This is a genomic window from Micromonospora sp. NBC_00421, from assembly GCF_036017915.1.
In the GTDB taxonomy this organism is placed as follows: domain Bacteria; phylum Actinomycetota; class Actinomycetes; order Mycobacteriales; family Micromonosporaceae; genus Micromonospora.
In genome coordinates this window covers 4501615-4521071 of sequence record NZ_CP107929.1, presented here as the reverse complement: position 1 = coordinate 4521071, position 19457 = coordinate 4501615, and the positions used below count along the sequence as shown (strand labels likewise).

Here is a 19457-nt window from a genome sequence, read left to right as displayed (position 1 = left end):
AGGGGAAGTCGCCGCCGGGCGTGAGGTGTCAGCGCTTGGTCTTGGCGACGCGGCGGCCGATGCCGGCGAGCTTCGCGTCCTGCACCCGGTGCGCCATCTCGTACGTGGCGCGCGGGTCGTTGACCGTCCGGGCCTGGCCGTAGGCGACCGTCCCGATCGCCGGGTCGTACTCGGGGGGCTGCGGCGGTGCGCCCTTGCGGTGGAAGATGCTCATGGGTTGGACCTCCCGTGTCCGATCAAGGCCCCCGGTCGGCGTTGCAGTCGCCTCCCGGGGGTCGCCCTGTTTCTGGGGCGGCTTGCGGAGTTCGTGTCTCTGGTGAGACGCTAACCCCACCATCCCCGTGTGTCAACTGAGACAGGACTGATACCGTGACCGACGTGATTCGGCCCAAGACGCAGCACACCGACGAGCAACGCGCCCTCCTTGCGGCAGCAGTGAAGGCGGCACGCACCGCCGACGAGGCCGAGGAGCGTGCCTGGCAGGCCATCAAGGCGGCGCGCGACGCGGGCGTGCTCGACACCGTGCTGTGCGAGCAGACCGGGCGCAGCCGTGCCACGCTGAACAGGAAGTACGGCCCCCGGCCCGCCTGACGGCGACACGCAGAAAGCGGCCCCAGCCACCCCCTTGCGGAGGTAGCTGGGGCCGCTTCGCGTCTCACTTGACACACGATCCCGGTCTAGGTAATGTCTCAATTGAGACAGGAACTAGCGAGGGAGCCAGCCATGAAGGTCACCATCAAGAACGGCGCCACCGAGCAGGAACTCAACCTCATCGCCGCCGCCGAACGGGCCGCCCGAATGTTCAAGCACCTCACCCCCGAGAGTCCTCTCCGGGCCGGTGCGCTCCGCCGCTACAACCGGATCGTCGCCAAGCTCGGCTACGACCCCATCAGCTGACCCGGGACGGGGGCCAGCCACCCGGCCCCCACCGTCAGATCCCCGACGATCACCCAGCACCGTGGACGGCCGCCGGTACGGTGCCCGGCATGACCCCCCGCCATCTCACCGCGCTCGCCCTGGCCGCCGTCGTGCTGGCCGGCTGCGGCGGCGACCCCGAGCCGGCCGCCGCGCCCACGCCGTCGGCGACGAGCGTTGCGCCCACCGTGGACGTCACGCCGGAGGCCACCCCCACTGAGCCGGCCCCAGCACCGCTCGGGGCGACCGTGGCCACTGTGGCGATCGACTCGGCCGCCACGATGGCGGTCGACGTGATGTGGGCCCGGTGTGCGCTGCGGGTGCCGAAGGTCCTGGACGGTGCCGACGCGAAGCCAGCCCCGGGTAGCCGGCTGTGCGTGGTGAAGCTGAAGGTGACGAACACCGGGATGGAGCCGGGGTCGTACCGGGCGAACACTGCCCGGCTCATCACGTCGGCCGGCGAATTCGCGTCTAGCGGTGTCGCCCGGAGAGCCTTGGACGGGATGACGCCGGTCGAGGGTAGGGACGCCTACGAGGGCCTCAACCCGCGCCAGGTCGGATACTCGTTCGGCGCGTGGGAGGTGCCCGACGATGCCGAGGTGCAGGCGGTGCAGCTGCACGACGGGCAGCGGGTGGCGGTCAAGGCAACCCGCCCCGCGTCGCTGTAGGCGACCAACGACGAAGCGCCCCCGCCCGGCCGTGAGGCCAGACGGGGGCGCTGTCGTTGGGGCTGGTCAGGCGGTGGCGAGCTGCACCCACCCACCGGTCACACCGTCCCACATGAACGGCCGGTACCCGGCGAACACGCCGCCGGACGTGCACCGCTCCAGGCGGATCTGGGCGGGCACCTCCGTCACGGTGGTGCACCGTAGCTGCGACGGCGACGGGGCGGTGGCGATCGGCTTGGCCGCCCGCTCACCCGGCCGGGCCGGCCCCGGCCCGGCCGCGGCGTACGCCGGCAGGGTGGCCACCCCGAGGGCGATGATGGCCAGGGCGCCGATGACGGCCGCAGCGCTGCCACCACCGACGGATGCCGGGTAGCTGCGCCGGGCCGGCTCGCTGGCCGGCGACACCTGCGGGCGGATGCCGAACAGGGCGAACCCGGCGAGGATGATCCCGCCCAGGCCGGTGACTGCCGCGTCCGACCAGTGCAGGCCGTACTCGGCGAACAGCGCGGCGATCAGGCCCACGGCCGCGACGTAGAGGCCCGGCGCGATCGGCCGGGTCGTCACGGCGATGACGATGCCGGTCAGTGCGGTGGTGATCGCCACCGCCTGGCCGGCGGTGAGGAAGTCGAGCCCGAGGCCGGCGGCCCAGGTCAGGACCGCGCCGATGAGAGCCAGCCACAGTGCCGGCTCACGTCCGAAGATCTTCACGAGGTGCTCCTAGGGTGAGGGTGTGCAGCGGTACAGGTGGACGCCAGGCGGGCTGGCGGAAATCCCCGAGCCGTGCCCGGCCGGGCGCCCGGACACGGTCCCCGCGTGGGGTGCGTGCCTGGTGGCAGGCTGCTGGGAGATGGGCCGGCAGTGGCGGTGCCGGCGGCCCGAGTGCGGGCAGACCACGCAGCACCGGCATCAGCACCGGGGTGGCGGTCAGCCGCCCGAGTGAGTCGTCAGCAGCGCTGAGACGGTGGTGCGGGCAGCGGGTTCTGCCGCCGCTGCTCGTCGGCCTGGGCGCGCTGCTCGTTGTAGCGGCGCAGCGCCTCGATCCCCGACCGGGGGTCACCTGCGATCGACCGGAACAGCTCGTCTTGCGCCTGCCGGTCCTGCTCGGCCGCCGCGTACCGGGCGGCCTGGCTGCGGTTGCTGGCGTCGTTGTAGTCGGCCACGCACTGCGTCAACTGGGCGTGCTGCACACCGATGAACACCGACAGGCCCAGCGCCAGCACCGCGACGATCTTCACCGCGATGTCCGCCGCCGAGGAGTTCAAGGCGCGCACCATCGGGGTCACCGGTCACCACCGCCGATCTTGTTGAGCAGGGGTCGCAGCGCCAGGCCCAGCCCGGCGGCCACCCCCAGGGACACGAGGACTTGCAGGCCGTAGCTCACGAGGTGGTCTCCTCAACGGGGGTCGGCGTTTCGGTGCTGCCGCCCCGGCCGGGCAGCTTCGGTGGGGCCAGTGCCAGGACCAGGAAGGCGGGGACGCCGAGCAGCGCGGCGTCGGGGAGCTTTCCCTGGGCCAGGTAGGCGATGACCACGCCCACCCAGGTACCCAGCCCGACCAACATCACCAGGTTTCGGAGCCAGGTCGACATGCTGCTCCCCGTAGTTCGTCGTGATGGTTCAGCCCTGCGCCGGTGCGGCGGGCAGCAGGTCGCGCAGCGCGGTCAGCACCTGTTCGGCGGTCAGCTCCCCGGATTCCATCCGTCGCACCAGGTCCTCTAGGCCGTCGAGCTGGGCCGCCAGCTCCGCCCGCTCGGCGGCGGCCTGGGCGTCGCGCTTGCGCTCCTCGGTGGCCACGGCGTCGATCCGGGCGAGGATGGCCGGGGTGTCGAGTCCTTTGATGGCCCCGAGTAGCGCCGCCTGCATGGTGGCCAACTGGGTGCCGAGACTGGTCAGGGATGGGTGCGTCGCCTTCACGCCGTTGTCGTCGTAGCCGCGCGTCGTGCGCTGGTAGAGCGCGCCGACTGCCTCTCGACCGTCGGGGCGCTTCAGCATCGTCTCGATGCGGTCGAGCTGCTTGCCCTGCTCTGGGGTCATGTCGGGTGCCTCCTCGGGGGTTCCGAGCGCGATCGCCAGGATCCGCTCCATCAGCTGTCGGTTCCGGCAGTGCCGCCGGTCGAGCGAAAGATGCCAGTGCCACAGGTGGGAGCTGTCGGAACTGGCAGCCTGGTCGCGAACGTTGTCCCACCCGTCGACGACCTGGTCGCCGTCGACGTTGCCGTAGAACTCGCGGACCTCGTCCAACTTGCCGGCCTTCATGGCGGCCAGGATCCGCTTGCACTGGGCGATCATGGCGGCGGCCGACCCGGGCGTGAAGTCGACGCCCGCGATGTGCCGTTCCTGCTCGACGGTGAGCCCGGACTGCACCGTGTAGGTACGGTTGGTGCAGTACCGCGACCTCTTGATCCACTCCTGGGAGCGGTGAGCGCCGCGCAGGTGCGCGTTGTCGCCCTTGCTGCCGAACGCGACGCGGGGCCGGCCGGTGCGGCGGCACAGCTCGTCGCCGAGCCAGTCCACCTCGGGCGTAACGAACTCCCGCCCCCAGTACGGCTCGGCCTTCAGCTGGGCCTCGGTCGGCATCAGGCGCTGGCTTCGTCGAGGGTGACGGTCAGGCGCTGCTCGCCCACCAGCTCGGCGCGGGTGAGGGTGAGGTCCGGGCTGGCCTCGAACGCGGCGAGGACTTTGCCGTAGAACGCCTGGATCTCGTCGTCGGTGATGCCCAGCTCGGCCGGCACCGGCGTGGGCACGTCGATGGTGGTCTCGGCGGCGTCGGCGTCCGCGATGGTCAGGGTCAGCTTGGTGGTGTTGGTGCGGGTCTCGCCGGTCAGTGGCACTGGAGCCTCCTCAGGGGTGCAGCAAAACGGACAGCGCGGTGTGCTTGGCGTTGAGTCGGCCGGTGCCGGACGACACGATGGCGGAGGCCCGGAGGCCGAAGGTGTAGGTGCCGCCGGTCAGGGCCAGCGGCCAGTGGGCGGCGTCGGTGTCGCGGCCTCGGGTGACGTTGCCGGGGTCCCAGATGGCCTGTGGTGCGCCCGTGGGGACGCTGCCGTTGATGGTCAGGTCGACGGTGCCCGTGATGGTGGCAGCGCCGGTGATCTGGAAGTCGCCTGTCCACACGGCCAGGCCGACCATGAGCCCGTCGGGGACGGTGTAGCTGACCTGGCCGGAGGAGTAGCCGGGGGTGACGTTGGTCAGCGTCAGGTCGGTGGGAGTCGACGTCAGGGTGTAGACCGAGCCGAGCTGGAGCTGGAACGACGCCGGGGAGCGGGCGGAGATGACGCCGGTGATGAGGTAGGTGGTGCCGACGGGCGTCAGGACGACCCGGTCGCCGGCGCGCACCGGCACCGTGCTGGCGTAGCCCTTGCCGGACAACGTGGCCTCACCCTCGAACACGACCTTGGGCAGGTTGCCGCTGGTCGGCGAGTACGAGGGGTCGACGGTGGCGAGCCGGGACGGCCGGGTGGCTGGGCCGGCGGCCTGGGCCTGGGTGTAGCCGGACATCGTGTCGAGCAGCGTCTTGGGGTCCAGACGCCTCATACCGGCACCACCCTCCGTGCGGTGTGGCGCATCTGCGCGCCGGCTTTGAGGGGCATCTGCCAGGACGTCTCGGCGTAGGACGCGCCCAGGGCCAGGCGGCCGAAGCCGATCCGGTAGACGTCGTTTCCGGAGTGGATCGGCATCAGACCGGTGCTGAACTCGATCTGCTCGTACACCTGGCTGGCCTCGAAGGCCTTGCGGGCGACCAGGGCGTCGAGCGTGGCCTGGTCGGCGGCGTCGACGCCGGACTCGAAGTCGACGATGACCCGCCCTCGGCGGACCGTCGACGTGGGCGAGGCGGGGTTGCTGTTGGTGTACGTCGAGGTCAGGGCCACCCGGTCCGGGTCGGAGACCACCATGGTCCACCGGTTGGGCACGCCAACCAGGTCGTACGTCTGGTCGACCTCGGGGAGGATGACGCTGTCCTGGTCGTCGGCGTAGGTCCACTCGTCGGGCCGCTGGTCGGGCGCGGTGTACGGCCGGACCACGGCGGTCCCGGACTCGTCGTAGGAGACGCTGTTGTAGTTCACCGCCGCCAACAAGTCGTTGATGATCTGGAGCTTGCTGGTGCCCGGCTCCCACTCCTTCCCGACCGGCGCTGTCGGGCTGGACGGGATGACGACCTTGCTGCCGACACCGAGCAGCACCGACGCCACGCTGATGTAGTTGGCGTTGGCGGCGACGGTGTAGCGGCTGGTCACCGCGTCGTCGGCGAGGACCTGCGCCAGGTCGTAGGCGTCGACGTCGCGCAGCACCTGCCCGGCCTTGTTGTGGGTCCGGGTGGGCGTCGACAAGATGAACACCCCTTGCGGCCACTGCACCCAGTCGTCCGGACCGTACGGGGGCAGGTGCAGCCTCACCCAGGGCTGGATCCGGTCAGACAGGTAGTTGATCGACCCGGTGTCGCGGATCTGGAGGGTGGCGGTGCGCTTGATGTCGGCCAGCCAGTCCTGCTGCACCGTGCAGGAAGTGACGTCGTCCAAGTCGTAGAGGTACTGGTTGGTGGCGCTGAGCAGCGCGTACCGGAAGGTGAACCGGCGGGCGCCGGTGCGGCCGACGAGGGCGGCGCGGACCTCGTCGGCGGTGTGCCCGGCCGGGTTGTCCGGGCCGCCGGCGGGTGGGGCGAGGGTCTGCATCAGCGGATCAGCTCCCTCACGTAGTCGCCCCGGGTGAAGGTGAAGGCGACCTGGGTGCCCCAGTCCTGGTCGTCCTCGCGGTAGCCGGACATGGTGCCGTAGGCGCAGCGGCCCCGGTTGTCGCGCAGCATCAGGGTGCGGCTCGCGAGCGCGAACGCCTCCAGGGTGGCGAGCTGGGTGGACCAGTCGGGGCCGTGGGCGACGTCGACGCGCACGGTGTACACCTGGCCTTTGCCCTCGCCGAAGTCGACGACGGGGTAGACCCGGCCGGCGAACTGCAGCGCCCCGGATTCCACGTCCAGGGCGGTGCCCCGGGATGCCTTGCCGTAGGGGAACTGGCGGGCGGTGCCGGCCGGGTCGGCCGGGTCGTGGATCCACACCCCGACCAGGTCCAGGGCCGCGGACACGATGTCGCTGTCGCTGAAAGCCACGTCAGCTCACCCCCCGGACCATGTACTCGTAGACGGTGCCGGCGGCGGCGGTGTAGTCGCGGTAGCTGCCGCCCGGGGCCGGCACGGTGCCCAGCTGCTGCCAGACCGTCTCGCCGACGACCCGCCGGTAGACCAGGTTGGTGAGGACCTCCGGCAAGTCATTGGCGTCAACGAGGATGAGGTCGTCGAACCACAGCTGCGTGCCCGTCGACGGGTTCGAGGCGATCGTCGGCCCGTACTTCGCCCCGGTCGCGTTGAGCGGGGCGGTGCCGGTGACGGTGATCTCCGTCCACACCCCGGCTGCCGGGGTGATCTGGGCCGAACTGGTCGACAGGTACCCGCTCACCCCCTGCCAGTCGATCGACATGGACGTGGGCCGGGAGGTCGGACTGTAGGCCCAGCCGCGGGCGGTGTACCGGCGGCCGCCGACGACCGTCACCGCGGCGGCGGGCCGGGCGATGGTCTGCGTCGGGGTGCCGGTGGTGGTGAGCAGCGCCGACCCGGCCCCGGCGTGGGCCTGGGCGGTGGAGTAGGCCAGGGTGCCGGCGGTCGCCGCCCAGCCGGAAACGTCGACGTCGAACGTCACCACGCTGGTGCCCAGGCTGACCGAGCCGGGCACGGGGTTGGTGATCTGCACGAGGACGTAGCCGCCCTCGCTGGCCGGGGTGACGGTGATCTGCGGCCGTTCGGGGCTGCCGTAGTCGGGGGTGATCAACCTGCTGGCGGTGTTGGACACCACCAGCGCCGCGTTGCGGACGGTGACCTCGATCCGGTACACGGTGCCGGACACCATCCCGGACACCGTGGCGGTCGTCGCCGTGCTGGTCACGTACCCGCTGTCGCTCATGACGGTGCTGTCGGACACCCGGATGAGCCGGACCCGGTAGGCGGCCTGGGTGGTGCCGGCCACCGACCACTGCACCGCGTACGCGTCGTCGATCACGCCGGTCGGGTTGTCGACGGCCGGGGCGGTGATGGTGACGGTCCCGCCGGCGGCGGTGGTGACGGTGCCGTACCCGGAGGCCGGGCCGGCCGCGTCGGCGGCGTCCCAGGTGGTGACCCGCCACTGGTAGGTGACGGCGTTGCTGAGGGTGCCGGCGGTCAGCGTGTGCGACTGGGTCGTCGAGGCGGTCTTGCCGGAGTCGTAGACGGTGATGCCGGTGCTGGTGTTGACGATCTCGATCCGGTACGCCGACTGGCTGTCCCCGGACCAGGGGTCCACGAACGTCCAGGCGAACACGGCGGCGGCGGTCGCGTCGAACGGCGCCCGGGTGGTCAGGATCGGTTGCTGCGGGGGCACGTTGAAGCTGTCGACCAGGTACGTGGTCTGAGCCGTCCCGCCGCCGGTCGCGCCGAACACGGTGACCAGACCCCACCGGTCGGTGCCGGAGCCGCGCTGCACCCGGATGGCCTTGACCGTCGCCGGGGCGGTCACCGCAGCGGCAGCCACCTGCACCACCTCACCAGTGGGCAGGTACGTGTCCGTCGAGAACGCCGTCCGGAGCAGCCGGCGGGAGTCAGCCACGTCGAAGTAGTAGACCCACACCTTGCCGTCGACGGGGCAGTAGACGGCGTCCCAGAGGGCGGTGCGTGACAGGGCCGCCGGTCCGGGCATGGACGCGGTCGCCCCGTCCAGCACGGCGTTGCCGAGCTTCGCCACGGTGCCGGTGCCGAATCGTTGCTGGGACAGGAGGCTGAGGCCGTATCCGCTGGCCTCGTCGGCGGTGACGATCACCGCCTCGCTGTCGCTGACCCGCACCGCCCGCACCCGGGCGGCGGCGTCCTTGACGGCCCACACGTCGGTCGACCTCCCGGCCGTCGTCGACACCAGGGAGGAGCCGTCGGCGGCGAGGGTGTACCAGGTGTAGGTGACCGGATCGTTCTCCCCGACCACCTGGGCGCGGTCGACGGACACGATCAGGCCCTGCGTCGCGGTGGTGGCAACCACGTCCAACGACGCGCCGACCTCGTTGGCCGGGGCGGCGAACACCGCGGTGTCGGGGGCGACGTACGCGCCGAGGTCCTCGCCGGCGGCGCGCAGCAGCCCGGTAGTGCCCCGCCCCTCCGACAGCTCGACGAAGCCAGCGTTGACCAGCGCGTAGACGGCTTGATTGGTGCCGATCGCGGCCGAGTCGGCGGGACCGGCGGTGTGCCGGACGCACACCATGATGGTGCCGGAGACGCCACCCGCCGCGTGGTACGCGCCCGCGACAAGGTTGATGCCCGACGGGTGCGCGGGCAGCGGCGCGGTGACCACCTGCCCGGCCGTCCACGTCGCCCCGACGCCCTTGGAGTACCGCTGGACGGCGAGGCTGCCCGGGGCGTCGCCGGCGCGGCCCAGCACCCACAGGGTGCCCGTCGGGCCGGCGACGAGGTCCATGGCCCGCCCACCGGCAGGCGTGCCGAAGGTGGTGGCGGTGGTGCCGGTGGGCACGGTCGCCACCGGGGTGGCCACCCCGGCGGTGGACACGTACCTCAGGGTGATCGTGGGGGTCGCGCCACCGTCGGATGCCTCCAGGACCGCCCACCCGCCGTCGGGCAGCTGCGCCTGGGCGGCCGCGACCCGCAGTTGCGAGTACGCCGGGGCGGACGTGACGACCAGGGCCGGCCCGTCGGCGACCTCCGCCGCCCAGATCGACGCCCCCTCGTCCGAGGTGGGGAGAGTGCCGACGCGCTGCCGCGACGACACCACCACCATCCGCACGTTGCCCGAGGTGGCCACTGCGGCGAGCAGCGCATCCGAGCCCGCGTAGCAGTATTTGCTGGTCCCGGCCGTGTTCGCGGCCTTGACCTGCGCGTACAGCGGCAGGGCGGCCAGGGCGGTGGGGGTGCGCCAGTCGCCGGTGTCGACCGTGCTGCCCCAGTCGTAGGCGCGCAGCTCCAGGTCCCGGGCGACGGCGGCACCGGCCATGGTGGCGTGCCGTACCCGCACGGCGGCGGACACCGGCCGCTCCCCGGCTGGCAGCGACCAGGCGAACCCGATGAACGCCTGGAACAGCGTGTACCCGCTGTTGTTGTTCTGGCCGTAGAAGATGTTGCTGCTGGCTGCGCCGACCACGGCCAACCCGGAGCCGGCGCGGGCGGTCGCGTACGACGCGTTGCTGGAGGTGAGGTACCCGTCGGCGGTTGCCCCGTAGACGATGGTCGTGGTCATGAGGGCTGCCGCCTCCGCTCTACCCGCGCACCGCCGAACGAGCCGATCGCCTCGGCGAGGGCCGCTACCGGGTCGGCCCGGTAGCGGCGGCCGCCGATCTCGACGTCCCCGGCCGGGTCCTGCGCGTAGATCGGCGGGTTCACGATTCGGAAGTGCGGGTCACCAGCCTCGTTGGCGCCGGTGCGGACCTCGATCCAGTCGCCGTCCTCGTCGGTCGGGTCGCCGTAGTAGGTGACCTCGACGATTTCGACGTCGCCGCACGGGGTGGCCACCACAGCCGGCTGCCCGTCGACGAGCTGCTCGGCGGCGGCGTCACGGACCTGCTGCGCCCGCGACAACTGGCCGTCGCCGTCGATGTCGATCATCGCCTGCCCCCTCTCACAGCCCTGCTGCCGACAGTGGCGCGGGCGATGCGCTGCACGTCGCTGAGCAGCGCGTGCACGTCCTCGATCTCCCGCAGCCCGGCCGGGTCGATGGTGATCCGGATCGCGCCCTCGGCCAGGTGGTAGTGCACCTGGTAGCCGCCGACCTCGAGGTCGGCCTCCTGGCCGGACGTCCGCACCGTCTCGGTGCGGCCGGTGCCGTTGTGGGCGAGCGTCCACCCCGGATACAGCGGGCCGCCGGAGTCGTACGAGGCGACCCGGTCGACCAGCGCGTCCTTGCTGGCGAGGGCCACGCCCCGGCCGGCCCGGTTGACGCTCTGGTCATCCGGCAGCACCCGGTCCAGCAGCACCCCCAGCGGACGCAGCGCCGTGTTGAGGGCCGTCCGGGCGGTCCGGGCCCACCATCCGCCGTCGCTACCGCCGCCCCCGCCGACGAAGCTCCCGCCCATCTCCGGCAGGAAGTACTGCCGAGGCATGGCGTCGACCGATCGGGCGTTCGCGCCGACCTTGATACCGGACCGGGAGCTGGCGGCCTCGAACGCCAACCCGGCCAGGTTCCCGACGACGTGCGAGTCGGACAGGCCGATGGTGTACGTGCCATGGCCCGGCCGCCACCCGAACCCACCGCCAGCAACGTTCGCCGTGGTGAAGTACCTGCGGTACGACGGGTGACCGGTCAATCTCGCCCACACCTCGCCCACCAGCCCCGAGCAGTCGTACGAGCCAGGGCCCACGTTGCCCCACACGTACGGCAGCGGATCGGTGCCGCGAATGAACTGCTGCGTCTTGCTGATCAGCCCGCCGTCAGCGAAGCGGAGCCGCATCGCCGACGGGTCACCGCCGATGTCGACCCGGTCGGCCTGGTTCATCCGGTCGACGAACGGCAGGCCGAGCCTGGACACCGCGGCGGCACGCAGCACGTACTCGCCGTTCGACGCCAGGATCGGCACGTCATCCGAGGTGCCCGTCCCGGGCCCGACGACCCGACCGCCGGATGCGAACGGCGTCAAGGTGTTGCTCTCGAACTTGGGGATGGACTTGATATCGAACTGGTCAGGAATGATCAGATTGATTTTTCCGATCACCGTGTTGAAGAAGCTGCGCAGCGACTCCATCGGCGACATCAGGGCGTTCGGCAGCAGGCTGAACGGGTTGGTGAACGCGTTCCGCACGCCGGTCGCCATGCGGCCGAATCCGCTGCGGAAGCGTCCGCCGATGTTGTCGACGATGAAGCTGTCGACGCTCTTGTACAGCGACTCCCATTTGCTGGTGAATCCGTCCCAGAGGCCGGCGGCGAGGTTGATACCGAGCAGATCCTTCGATTGGTCCCGCCATCTCTTCCCGGCACCCTTCCACCCGCCACCGGAGCCGGGCGACAACGCGTCCGGCAGTGTCTGCCCGAACCAGTTCCCGAGGTCTTCTTTCAGCCCGGACCAGCCGGAGCCCTCACCCAGGTTGATCGCGTCGGGCAGGGTATGGCTGAACCAGCGTTCGGTGTCGCCGACCAGGCCGGACCAGCCCTTGCCCTCCCCAGGGGACAGGCTGCCTGGCAGGGTTTCGCCGAACCACCTGCCCAGGTTGTTGGCCAGGCCGGCCCAGCCCCCCTGGCCCTCGCCGAGGTTGATCGAGTTCGGCAGGGTGATGCTGAACCAATGCGCGGCCTCGTCGCCGAACGTATTGATAAACGCGTCTTTGAAGCTGGACCACCCGCGTTCACCGCCGGCCGTGAGCCAGCCCGGCAACGTCATAGAAAAGAATCGCTGGAATGCCGGAGCGTTTTCTTTGCTCCATTCGCTGTAAGACTCGGGCCCCATCAGCAGTGCCTTGAAACCGCCGAGGCTCGCACCGGGCTTGCCGAGGATGGTGTCCACGGCCAGGGACGCCGCGGTGATGCCGCCGAGCACCTCCAGGGCGGTCTGCACCCGCCGGCCGCCGGGCGGATCACCGTCCGGGCCCGGCCCACCACCGGGGCCCGGCATGCCGCCGACGACCTCGACGAACAGCGGCCTCGCCCGGGTGTTGCCTCGTTGCAGCAGCGCCCCCAGGGCGGCCTTGGCCAGGTCGGGCAGCTTCAGCCCAGTCAGCCCGGACAGTGCCTTGTAGCCGGCCAGCACGGAGATCAGGGCGGCGGTCGCGGCCGGGTGGTCACCCACCCACTGGATCGCATCCGAGACGAGTCCGGCGGCGGTGCGCAGCGCGGGCAGCACGTCGTGGGCGAGGTCCCCCGCGGTGCCCTTGATGTCGGTAATCCAGCCCCGGAGTTTGTCCTTGTTGCCGTCGTCGTCGAGCCACACCTTGATATCGGTGAGCATCGACTTCACGCCGCCCAGGACGGAGCTGTTGGCGTCCTTGCTCGGGTCCCAGACGATCCCGATCAGGTCGCCGATGATGCCGAAGACCAAGCCGCCGATGTCGGACACATCGGCGAAGGTCTTCCGGACATCGCGGAAGAAATCCGTCAGGGCACCCGACTTGCGGGCCGACTCGATCCAGTCGGCGAACTTCGTGGCTCCCCGCTCGATCCACCCGCCGAACGCCTCCAGTAGCGGAGACGCCTCGTCGGTGAGGGTGATCAGGGCCGGCAGCGCCGTGGTGGTCGCGTTGCCCAGACTGGCGGTGAAACGCTCGACGGAACCGAGGATCCGGGTGAACTGCTCGCCGAACAGGGGCGTGCGGATGTACTGGCCGAGGCGGCGGAAGATCCCGCCGACGATGCCGCCCATCGCCGCGATGTGCTTGTTGACCTGCGGGAACCGGGTGTCGGCGTCGCGCAGGAACGAGGTGACCCCGGGGAGGGTAGCGTCCTGCGCGGTGGCCTTGAGGTCGTCGAGGTGGCCCTGCATGGAGATGAGCTGGTCGACGAACCGGCGGCCGGCGGGGGTCAGCTCGCCGTAGGCCTGCGCCCACTTGGTGGCCGCCGCGCTCGCCTGGGTCGACGAGCGGGCCTGCTCGGCCTGCTGCCGTTGCAGGTCCGACAGGCCCCGGACCGCTCTGGCCACGGCGATGTTGGCGTCTTCCTGGGCCCGCGCGCCGTCGCGCTTGGCGCGGGTCAGGGCCCGCTCCGCATCGACCGCGTCCTGGGCCGCAGCCTCGGCCGCCTTGCGCGCGGCCACCACCTGCTTGTCGCCCTCGACGCCGGCCTTCGCGGCCGCGGTGGCCGCCGCCTGGCTGCTCGCCGCAGTCTCCTGCGCGTCGGTCAGCTCGTCGGTGGCTCGCTTGATGTCGAGCAGGGCCTGCTGCCGTTGCAGGTCGGTGTAAACGCCGTCGCCCATGGCCAGGTGCGACTCGATGACCCGCAGCCGCTCCTTCGCGCCGGCCAGGTCCAGCTCCGCCTGGGACTCGTCGCCGGCCGCGTCCCGGGCCGCCTTGGCCAGGTCGTTGATCCGCTTGACGGCCTCAGCGCGGACGTCGTTGAGGCGCTGCTGGGCATCGCTGGCCCGGGCGGCCGCCTCGGCGACCCGGCGCTCGCTGTCGGCGATCCGGTCGGCCACGTCGGCGACGGTCCGGGCCTGCCGGCGCCGGGCGTCGCCGATCGCCTCGGTGGCGTTGCGAATGGCGATGGAGTTGGACAGCTCCTGTGAGGCCAGCCGGGCCCCGGACGCCACCGCCTGGTCCTGCATCGCCGAGTGCGCCTGCAACGCCTCGAAGACCCCGCCGAAAGCGAGGACCACGGTGCCGAGCAGGGACACCAGGGCGATGCCACCACCGAGAGCGACACCGAACCCGCCGGCCACCATCTGGAGAGCGGGCACCAGGGCGAGGGCGCTGACGGTCAGCGTGGCCGCCCCGGCGGCGAGGGACCCGAGGATGCCGAGCAGGGCGCCGCCGCCGCTCGTGGCTGCCGCCGCCCCGGACTCCATGCCGCCCGACACGGCCCGGGACAGCACCTGCCCGACGTCGGCACCGACCCGCTCGAACGCCGACTTGATCCTGCTGCCGGCCCGGTCCACCCCGGGGCCGACGTCCCGGTCGTCGACGCCGACCCGCATCTGCGCGCCCGTACGGTCGATCTTGGCCTTGAGGCGGGCCCGGTCGCCGTCCGCGCCGGAGGTGTCCAGGGTGGTCCGGACGCTGATCTGGGTGTCGCGGGAGAGGTCAGCGGCGGCCCGGCGCACCTCGGGGCGCAGCTGCCGGGTGTCGGCGTGCACGTCCACCCAGGCACTACCCATCACGAACCGGGCCACCGCGTCACACCTCCTCTGCTGCTGGTTCCTCGCCGGGGTCGGTGACGGTGACGATCTCGATCACGTCGTCCAGACCGAGCCGGGCGATCGTCGCCTCGGTGACCTCGTCCGGATCCACCGTCTCGTCGGCGGCCGGGCCGGCCGGGCCGGTGGCGGCGGTGAGCGCCGCGATCACCGAGCTGCGGTACCGCGCCGGCGACACCGCCGTGTCGACGTCGACGATGTCGATCAGCCGCCAGGCCAGCTTCATGACGGCCGCGCCGTCCATCTGCCAGATGTCACGGCCGTAGTAGTGCAGGACGTCGGCCCACACGTCATCGACGTGGTGGGCCACCCACCCGATCTCGTCGAGACGATCGGTCAGCGGCCCTTTCCCCGGCGCTCCGGCGGGCCCAGGACCACGGTCCGCGCCGTCTCCATGATCCGCTCGAAGTCCTCTTCCTGGAGGTCGTCACAGGCGATCAGCTCATCCCACGCGTCGTCTCCGAGGACGGTGCGGATCATGTGCTCACCGGCGGCGTACTCACCGCGCTCGGCCAGGATCTTGGTCGTCGCCAGGGTGACGTTGAACCGCACCTTCCGGGGGATGAAGAACTGCTGCTCTTCGCCCTTGTCGTCGAACACCGAGAACAGGTGCAGCAGCTCCGCCTCCTCCTCGCGGGGGCGGATGATGACCGGCTCATAGCCGTCCAGGTCCACCGCCGCAGCGGCGGCAGCACGGGCACGGTCACGCTTGAGCTGCTGAGACTTACCGGACACGAAGGTCCTCCGATCAGGGTGATGGCATGACCCGGGGACGCACGGCCATCAACGTGCGTCCCCGGGAGAGGTGGGAGCGGCGTCAGGCCGCCGGCGGAATCTGCAGGATCTTGTACGACTTGATCGACGGGGACACGTAGTGGCCGGTGAACGTGACCGGGTAGCTCTGCTGGCTGTCCTTCGATGAGGCGATGTCGACGTTCTCGGTGGACAGCACCTTGCGGATGATCACGCGCCGTTTGCGGCCGCCGGCACCCGCGCCGTCGAGGATGACCGACTTGTAGTTCGGGGAGGCACCCGAGTCGGTGTTGGACGGCTCGAATGTGTCCGGGGCACCGCTGGTCCCGGTGGTCTTCGTCCCGGACGCCAGGGCCAGGATCAGGTTGTCGAGGGTCACCTCGGCGAGCTGCGTCTTCGCCGCGATCTCGCGTCGGGTCACCCTTCGCTCGGGCACCTCGACGATCTGATCGACCTCGAACTCTTTCCACTGCTGAGTGATCGTGATCGTGACGCCGCCCATAGTGCCGCCCACGTTCGTGTAGTCCGGGGTCGGCGGATCGGCGGCCATGGCGATGGCGGTATCGGCGGGCTCGGTCGCGCCGAACGCGCCGACATTGACCGTCGCCGGCCCCATCGCGAGGTTGGTCGTGGTGACGCCCATGCTGGTCAGGCCTCCTTCTGTGGGGTGGCGGCGGCCTGGGCGGCGCGCTGCTCGGCGGTGGGCTCGCCCTTGGCGGTGACGAGCAGCCCCTGGGCGAGTAGGTCGGCGTACTCGGCGTCGTCGACCTCGATCTCCCGGTCGGGCCACTGGCTCACCCGCACCTTGCGGCGGCCGTTGCTGCTGGTGGTGCTCATCGAAACTCCTCACGGTTCAGTGGCCAGGACACGGCGGCCAGGTCAGGGTGGTCACGCAGTCGCATCAAGGGCCGGCCCATGTCGGCCTTCGGCAGCCGGATCACGCGCATGGTGGGCATCAGCCATGCCATCTCGGCCGGGTCGTCGTGCACCAGCACCGCGCCCCCGAGCGACAGCAGCTCCCCGCTGACCGGCCCGACGTAGGCGTACTGGGCCGAGCTCACGTCGCGATCCAGTGGAACTGAAGGTCGAGCCGGCACCGGGCGTAGAGCACCGGATCGGAGTCGTCCTGCACTGGCTCGGTCAACGCGTACACCTCCAGCAGCTGCGCCGTCGGGTACCCGTCCGGCAGGACCAGGGGCCGGCGCAGGGCCGGGTCGTCGCGGGTGGCGGCGATGATGTGCTGAGCGAGCAGGTCGGCCACCGCCGACAGCGACAGCGCCGCCCAGCAGTCGACCTGCACCACCGGCCGCCCGACCGGCAGATACTTGTCGGCGGGCCCGCCGACGACTCGCGCCTGCACGTACCCGGTCGACCCCCATCCGCTGGCGTCGGTCGGCAGCTTGGTCCCGACGGGCACGCCGGCCAGTTGGGGGATGCCCCGCAGCCACGCCAGGCTGACGAGCTTGTTGGTGGGGGCCAGGGCGACGGTCACAGCTCCCGCTCCCGGTAGAGGGCTGGCCGTAGGTAGGGCTGGGCGGCAACACCCGGGTGGTGAACCTGACGGCCGTCCGGCTTCGGAATGGTGTGCGGGTGCGCACCCACCTCGGTCGCGGCCGCGTACTCCTGATCCGAGCCGATGCGGGCGTGATCCCAGTCCAGGACCACCACCTCGACATCGCCAGCCAGGTCACCGCTCTCGTGCGGTGCACCCCGCTGCGCGTCCTCCCGCACCGCCTCCGCCCACGGGCGGATGACCTGGTGCTCGACCATGCTGTGCAACTGCTCGTCGAAGTCGGCGTCGAACTCGAAGTCGCGGGCCACGGTCCACCCCCTTCAGGTCAGCTGGTGCGGTCGGTGACGCCGACCCGGCGGGCGGTGGCGTCGGTCTTGTGCGGCAGGTCCTGCACGACGATCACCCGGCCGACGAGGTCCGGGTCCACCGACGCGGTGATGGTGATCTCGTCACCCACCCGCAGCCCGACCACCGACATCGGCAACTGCACCTCCAGGCGCTGGAGCAGCACGTAGTCCTGCCCGGAGTCCAGCGGCTGCCCGTCCGGGGTCCGCTGCTGCACCCGGCACCGCCCGGTGTAGACGTCGGACCAGGTAGAGACCACCGCGCCGCTGTCCGGGTCGGTGACCTCCCGCCGGATCTGGCAGGTGTCCCTCATGCCCCGCTCCGCCGCCGCCCGGCCCCGGGCCAGCACCGCCTCACGCCCCATCGCCACCTCCTACGGTCGGACCACCACACCAGCAGCCGGGCGCACCACCGTGCCGCCGGCAGCACGCACCACCACCCCGGTGTACGGGCGGAGCATCAGTTGGCCGCGCACGTGCGGCACCGGTGTCACCGCCACCGCCTCACCCGCACCGGCAGCCGCCACCAGGGCGACCAGCACCGCCTCGGGGGTCACGTCCAGCGGGATCGCCTCGCCGGCCGCCGCCGATGGCAGCAGGTTGACCGCCACCGGGCCGGGCATCGAGGCGACGATCGTGGCCGCGCCCACTCCGGCAGCCGGTGCGAGGTCCACCGCGACCGGACCGGGCACCGGGTCCAGAGCGACTGCCCCGCCCGAGCCCTCGGCCGGCAACAGCACCACCGTCACCAGACCCGCCGCCGGCGCGACTGGCAAGGCCACCCCTGTCCCTTGGGCGGGTGTGGCCGTCACCGACACGACGCCGGGGGTCGCCATGAGCCCTACGGCTGCCCCGGCTGCCGTAGCCGGGGCGAGTGCCACGGTGACCGGACCCGGGGCCGCAGCGACCGCCACAGCAGCCGTCGAGGCCACCGCTGGGGTCAGGGTGACCGGGACCGGGCCGAACGTCAGGTCAGCCGACAACTCCACCCACGGGCACAGCGACGTCGTCGCCCCCGATGCCAGGGTGTGGTCGGCGGTCGCCGTGGCATCGCCGAGCTGCATGAACGCGTTGACGCCCGTATTTATGCCATGGAATCGGGCCCCCACCTCAACGACCAGGCGGTCACCTGCCAACACCGCCAACGACGACAGTGCCGTGGACGCCGGGAAGACCCGGGTTGCCGCAGCGGTGCCCATCTCCTGCCCGATGGCGTCCGCCGTGGTGTTCAGCGCCGCCGCGTGCCCCGGGTAGAGCACCCCGCGCTCCGTTGCCCCGTCGGCGGACACCGCCCGGATGACCACCTGGAGGGTGGCGTCGGCCGCCGATGCGGACTCGCCCGCACGCACGACCGCGCTGAAGCTGCCCGAGATGGTCTGTGCGGCCAGCGGCGCCGACACGAACTGCGCGGTGAGCACGTTGTAGCCGGCCGCCGCGGCGTCCTTGGTGTAGTCGGTGCCGACCGTGGATAGCGGTGCCGTCGCGCCCTTCGTGACGGCCGCCAGCAGCCGCCACGCGTTCGTCGTGCGGTCCCACGCCGCACCGACCCCGGCCGTGACCGGTGCCTGCCGGCCGTCCCAGCGTGGCAGGTAGATCCGGGTCGCCACAGCGGGCCCGGGTCAGCCGATGCGCAGGAAGTCGTTGACGGTCACGGCCAGGCCGCCGTCGACTGGCTGCGGGAACCCGGTGGTGTGCACGCTCAGCAGCTCCCGCGAGCTGTCGGCGGCCGACACCTCGTGGTAGAACGCCAGGCCCTGCGCGATCACCCCCGGCGCGGCAGCGAAGCTGAGGTTGGCGCAGTCGATCGCCACCCGGTCATTGGCGTCGTCCTGCGTGACCGTGATGCTGCCTGGGGTGATCCGCTCGGTGTGGATGTTCACCCCCGACACGGCGTCCAGGTCCGCGACCGTGTTCAGGTCGACGTTGTGCACCCCGGTCTGCGTGCCCGTGATCAGGCACGCCCGGACCGCCAGGTTGTCTACCCCGGTCTTCGCGACCCGCCACTTGCCCCGGTTCGGGTACGACTCGGCCATGGTCAACCCCTCCAGCAGTATCGGTCCGGCGTGCCGGCCGGGCGGATCGTGAACGCACCCGACACCCGGATGCCCGCCGCAGCGAGTACCTGCGCCCGCTCCGACTCCGTCAGCGCCGCACCACCGAGCACCTCGGCCGCGTACGTCACCTGGTAGTCGTCGATGCTCTCCGACCGGATGCCGGACGGGTTGAGCAGCACCCGCCGCGCCACCTCCAACGCCACCGGCAGGAACGGCGACAGGTCGGTCAGCGCGTCATACCGGGCAGCACCGAGTTCGGCGCGGATCAGTGCGGTGGTCAGCGCACGGGCCAGCTCGGCGGACGCCTGGTCCAGGTCCTGCTGCATGTACGAGGCGAGTTGTGTCAGCTCGAACAGATCAGCCACC

Annotated in this window: 26 protein-coding genes; 3 read left to right on the top strand and 23 right to left on the bottom strand. The window is 71.4% G+C overall.

Annotated features, from left to right (window positions below; genetic code table 11):
- Positions 1 to 28: 28 nt before the first annotated feature.
- A complete protein-coding gene (locus OHQ87_RS18795) occupies positions 29 to 214 on the bottom strand; it encodes a hypothetical protein (RefSeq protein ID WP_328339574.1) in 186 nt (61 codons plus the stop codon).
- 155 nt (positions 215 to 369) lie between these two features.
- Between OHQ87_RS18795 and OHQ87_RS18790 the strand changes: the two genes are divergently transcribed.
- From OHQ87_RS18790 to OHQ87_RS18780, 3 genes are all read left to right on the top strand, one after another.
- Entirely contained in the window at positions 370 to 591 is a 222-nt protein-coding gene (locus OHQ87_RS18790) for a hypothetical protein (protein ID WP_328339572.1), read from the top strand.
- 132 nt (positions 592 to 723) lie between these two features.
- Entirely contained in the window at positions 724 to 897 is a 174-nt protein-coding gene (locus OHQ87_RS18785) for a hypothetical protein (RefSeq protein WP_328339570.1), read from the top strand.
- An 89-nt stretch (positions 898 to 986) separates the two neighbouring features.
- Positions 987 to 1583, top strand: a complete 597-nt coding sequence (locus OHQ87_RS18780; protein ID WP_328339569.1) for a hypothetical protein — start codon at positions 987 to 989, stop codon at positions 1581 to 1583.
- 66 nt (positions 1584 to 1649) lie between these two features.
- Here OHQ87_RS18780 and OHQ87_RS18775 read toward each other — a convergent pair whose 3' ends face one another.
- The 22 genes from OHQ87_RS18775 to OHQ87_RS18670 all read right to left on the bottom strand — a co-directional run bounded on the left by OHQ87_RS18775 (position 1650) and on the right by OHQ87_RS18670 (position 19456).
- On the bottom strand, positions 1650 to 2291 hold the full coding sequence (locus tag OHQ87_RS18775; RefSeq protein ID WP_328339568.1) for a hypothetical protein: 642 nt from the start codon (positions 2289 to 2291) through the stop codon (positions 1650 to 1652).
- A 236-nt stretch (positions 2292 to 2527) separates the two neighbouring features.
- A complete protein-coding gene (locus OHQ87_RS18770; protein ID WP_328339566.1) occupies positions 2528 to 2866 on the bottom strand; it encodes a hypothetical protein in 339 nt (112 codons plus the stop codon).
- 94 nt (positions 2867 to 2960) lie between these two features.
- Positions 2961 to 3170 carry a hypothetical protein gene (locus OHQ87_RS18765; protein ID WP_328339564.1) on the bottom strand — a complete coding sequence of 70 codons (210 nt, stop codon included), beginning with the start codon at positions 3168 to 3170 and terminating at the stop codon, positions 2961 to 2963.
- Positions 3171 to 3198: 28 nt separating this feature from the next.
- Positions 3199 to 4158: a hypothetical protein gene (locus OHQ87_RS18760; protein ID WP_328339563.1), complete on the bottom strand. Its 960-nt coding sequence runs from the start codon at positions 4156 to 4158 to the stop codon at positions 3199 to 3201.
- Positions 4158 to 4412, bottom strand: a complete 255-nt coding sequence (locus OHQ87_RS18755) for a hypothetical protein (RefSeq protein ID WP_328339562.1) — start codon at positions 4410 to 4412, stop codon at positions 4158 to 4160. The genes OHQ87_RS18760 and OHQ87_RS18755 overlap by 1 nt, the downstream gene beginning before the upstream one ends.
- 10 nt (positions 4413 to 4422) lie before the next feature.
- Positions 4423 to 5115, bottom strand: coding sequence for a hypothetical protein (locus tag OHQ87_RS18750; RefSeq protein ID WP_328339561.1), 693 nt, complete (start codon positions 5113 to 5115; stop codon positions 4423 to 4425).
- On the bottom strand, positions 5112 to 6251 hold the full coding sequence (locus OHQ87_RS18745; RefSeq protein ID WP_328339559.1) for a hypothetical protein: 1140 nt from the start codon (positions 6249 to 6251) through the stop codon (positions 5112 to 5114). The genes OHQ87_RS18750 and OHQ87_RS18745 overlap by 4 nt, the downstream gene beginning before the upstream one ends.
- Positions 6251 to 6682 (bottom strand): hypothetical protein, encoded by a 432-nt coding sequence (locus tag OHQ87_RS18740; protein WP_328339556.1) that lies wholly within the window; start codon positions 6680 to 6682, stop codon positions 6251 to 6253. Before OHQ87_RS18740 ends, OHQ87_RS18745 begins: the two co-directional genes overlap by 1 nt.
- 1 nt (position 6683) lies before the next feature.
- The gene (locus OHQ87_RS18735; protein ID WP_328339554.1) at positions 6684 to 9836 is read right to left on the bottom strand and encodes a glycoside hydrolase family 78 protein; all 3153 of its coding nucleotides are present in this window, start codon (positions 9834 to 9836) and stop codon (positions 6684 to 6686) included.
- Positions 9833 to 10201: a hypothetical protein gene (locus OHQ87_RS18730; protein WP_328339552.1), complete on the bottom strand. Its 369-nt coding sequence runs from the start codon at positions 10199 to 10201 to the stop codon at positions 9833 to 9835. Before OHQ87_RS18730 ends, OHQ87_RS18735 begins: the two co-directional genes overlap by 4 nt.
- The gene (locus OHQ87_RS18725; RefSeq protein WP_328339550.1) at positions 10198 to 14403 is read right to left on the bottom strand and encodes a hypothetical protein; all 4206 of its coding nucleotides are present in this window, start codon (positions 14401 to 14403) and stop codon (positions 10198 to 10200) included. The genes OHQ87_RS18730 and OHQ87_RS18725 overlap by 4 nt, the downstream gene beginning before the upstream one ends.
- A 4-nt stretch (positions 14404 to 14407) precedes the next feature.
- Complete coding sequence (locus OHQ87_RS18720) at positions 14408 to 14737, bottom strand: hypothetical protein (RefSeq protein ID WP_328339548.1); 330 nt, start codon at positions 14735 to 14737, stop codon at positions 14408 to 14410.
- Between the two features lie 26 nt (positions 14738 to 14763).
- A complete protein-coding gene (locus OHQ87_RS18715; RefSeq protein ID WP_328339546.1) occupies positions 14764 to 15162 on the bottom strand; it encodes a hypothetical protein in 399 nt (132 codons plus the stop codon).
- Positions 15163 to 15244: 82 nt separating this feature from the next.
- Complete coding sequence (locus tag OHQ87_RS18710; protein ID WP_328339545.1) at positions 15245 to 15823, bottom strand: hypothetical protein; 579 nt, start codon at positions 15821 to 15823, stop codon at positions 15245 to 15247.
- Positions 15824 to 15828: 5 nt separating this feature from the next.
- Positions 15829 to 16017 carry a hypothetical protein gene (locus OHQ87_RS18705; protein WP_328339544.1) on the bottom strand — a complete coding sequence of 63 codons (189 nt, stop codon included), beginning with the start codon at positions 16015 to 16017 and terminating at the stop codon, positions 15829 to 15831.
- A complete protein-coding gene (locus tag OHQ87_RS18700) occupies positions 16014 to 16241 on the bottom strand; it encodes a hypothetical protein (RefSeq protein WP_328339543.1) in 228 nt (75 codons plus the stop codon). Before OHQ87_RS18700 ends, OHQ87_RS18705 begins: the two co-directional genes overlap by 4 nt.
- On the bottom strand, positions 16238 to 16672 hold the full coding sequence (locus OHQ87_RS18695) for a hypothetical protein (RefSeq protein ID WP_328339541.1): 435 nt from the start codon (positions 16670 to 16672) through the stop codon (positions 16238 to 16240). The genes OHQ87_RS18700 and OHQ87_RS18695 overlap by 4 nt, the downstream gene beginning before the upstream one ends.
- Positions 16669 to 17001, bottom strand: coding sequence for a hypothetical protein (locus OHQ87_RS18690; RefSeq protein WP_328339539.1), 333 nt, complete (start codon positions 16999 to 17001; stop codon positions 16669 to 16671). Before OHQ87_RS18690 ends, OHQ87_RS18695 begins: the two co-directional genes overlap by 4 nt.
- Positions 17002 to 17018: 17 nt before the next feature.
- Positions 17019 to 17402 carry a DUF6093 family protein gene (locus OHQ87_RS18685; protein WP_328339537.1) on the bottom strand — a complete coding sequence of 128 codons (384 nt, stop codon included), beginning with the start codon at positions 17400 to 17402 and terminating at the stop codon, positions 17019 to 17021.
- A gap of 9 nt (positions 17403 to 17411) precedes the next feature.
- On the bottom strand, positions 17412 to 18644 hold the full coding sequence (locus tag OHQ87_RS18680) for a hypothetical protein (RefSeq protein ID WP_328339535.1): 1233 nt from the start codon (positions 18642 to 18644) through the stop codon (positions 17412 to 17414).
- Between the two features lie 12 nt (positions 18645 to 18656).
- On the bottom strand, positions 18657 to 19070 hold the full coding sequence (locus OHQ87_RS18675) for a hypothetical protein (protein WP_328339533.1): 414 nt from the start codon (positions 19068 to 19070) through the stop codon (positions 18657 to 18659).
- A gap of 2 nt (positions 19071 to 19072) precedes the next feature.
- The gene (locus OHQ87_RS18670; protein WP_328339531.1) at positions 19073 to 19456 is read right to left on the bottom strand and encodes a hypothetical protein; all 384 of its coding nucleotides are present in this window, start codon (positions 19454 to 19456) and stop codon (positions 19073 to 19075) included.
- Position 19457 lies beyond the last annotated feature (1 nt).

Coding starts and splice junctions, on each gene's coding strand:
- OHQ87_RS18705 (WP_328339544.1), bottom strand. CDS start 16,017: ATGAGCACCACCAGCAGCAACGGCCGCCGCAAGGTGCGGGTGAGCCAG.
- OHQ87_RS18745 (WP_328339559.1), bottom strand. CDS start 6,251: ATGCAGACCCTCGCCCCACCCGCCGGCGGCCCGGACAACCCGGCCGGG.
- OHQ87_RS18750 (WP_328339561.1), bottom strand. CDS start 5,115: ATGAGGCGTCTGGACCCCAAGACGCTGCTCGACACGATGTCCGGCTAC.
- OHQ87_RS18675 (WP_328339533.1), bottom strand. CDS start 19,070: ATGGCCGAGTCGTACCCGAACCGGGGCAAGTGGCGGGTCGCGAAGACC.
- OHQ87_RS18730 (WP_328339552.1), bottom strand. CDS start 10,201: ATGATCGACATCGACGGCGACGGCCAGTTGTCGCGGGCGCAGCAGGTC.
- OHQ87_RS18785 (WP_328339570.1), top strand. CDS start 724: ATGAAGGTCACCATCAAGAACGGCGCCACCGAGCAGGAACTCAACCTC.
- OHQ87_RS18765 (WP_328339564.1), bottom strand. CDS start 3,170: ATGTCGACCTGGCTCCGAAACCTGGTGATGTTGGTCGGGCTGGGTACC.
- OHQ87_RS18710 (WP_328339545.1), bottom strand. CDS start 15,823: ATGGGCGTCACCACGACCAACCTCGCGATGGGGCCGGCGACGGTCAAT.
- OHQ87_RS18795 (WP_328339574.1), bottom strand. CDS start 214: ATGAGCATCTTCCACCGCAAGGGCGCACCGCCGCAGCCCCCCGAGTAC.
- OHQ87_RS18780 (WP_328339569.1), top strand. CDS start 987: ATGACCCCCCGCCATCTCACCGCGCTCGCCCTGGCCGCCGTCGTGCTG.
- OHQ87_RS18685 (WP_328339537.1), bottom strand. CDS start 17,402: ATGGGGCGTGAGGCGGTGCTGGCCCGGGGCCGGGCGGCGGCGGAGCGG.
- OHQ87_RS18735 (WP_328339554.1), bottom strand. CDS start 9,836: ATGACCACGACCATCGTCTACGGGGCAACCGCCGACGGGTACCTCACC.
- OHQ87_RS18760 (WP_328339563.1), bottom strand. CDS start 4,158: ATGCCGACCGAGGCCCAGCTGAAGGCCGAGCCGTACTGGGGGCGGGAG.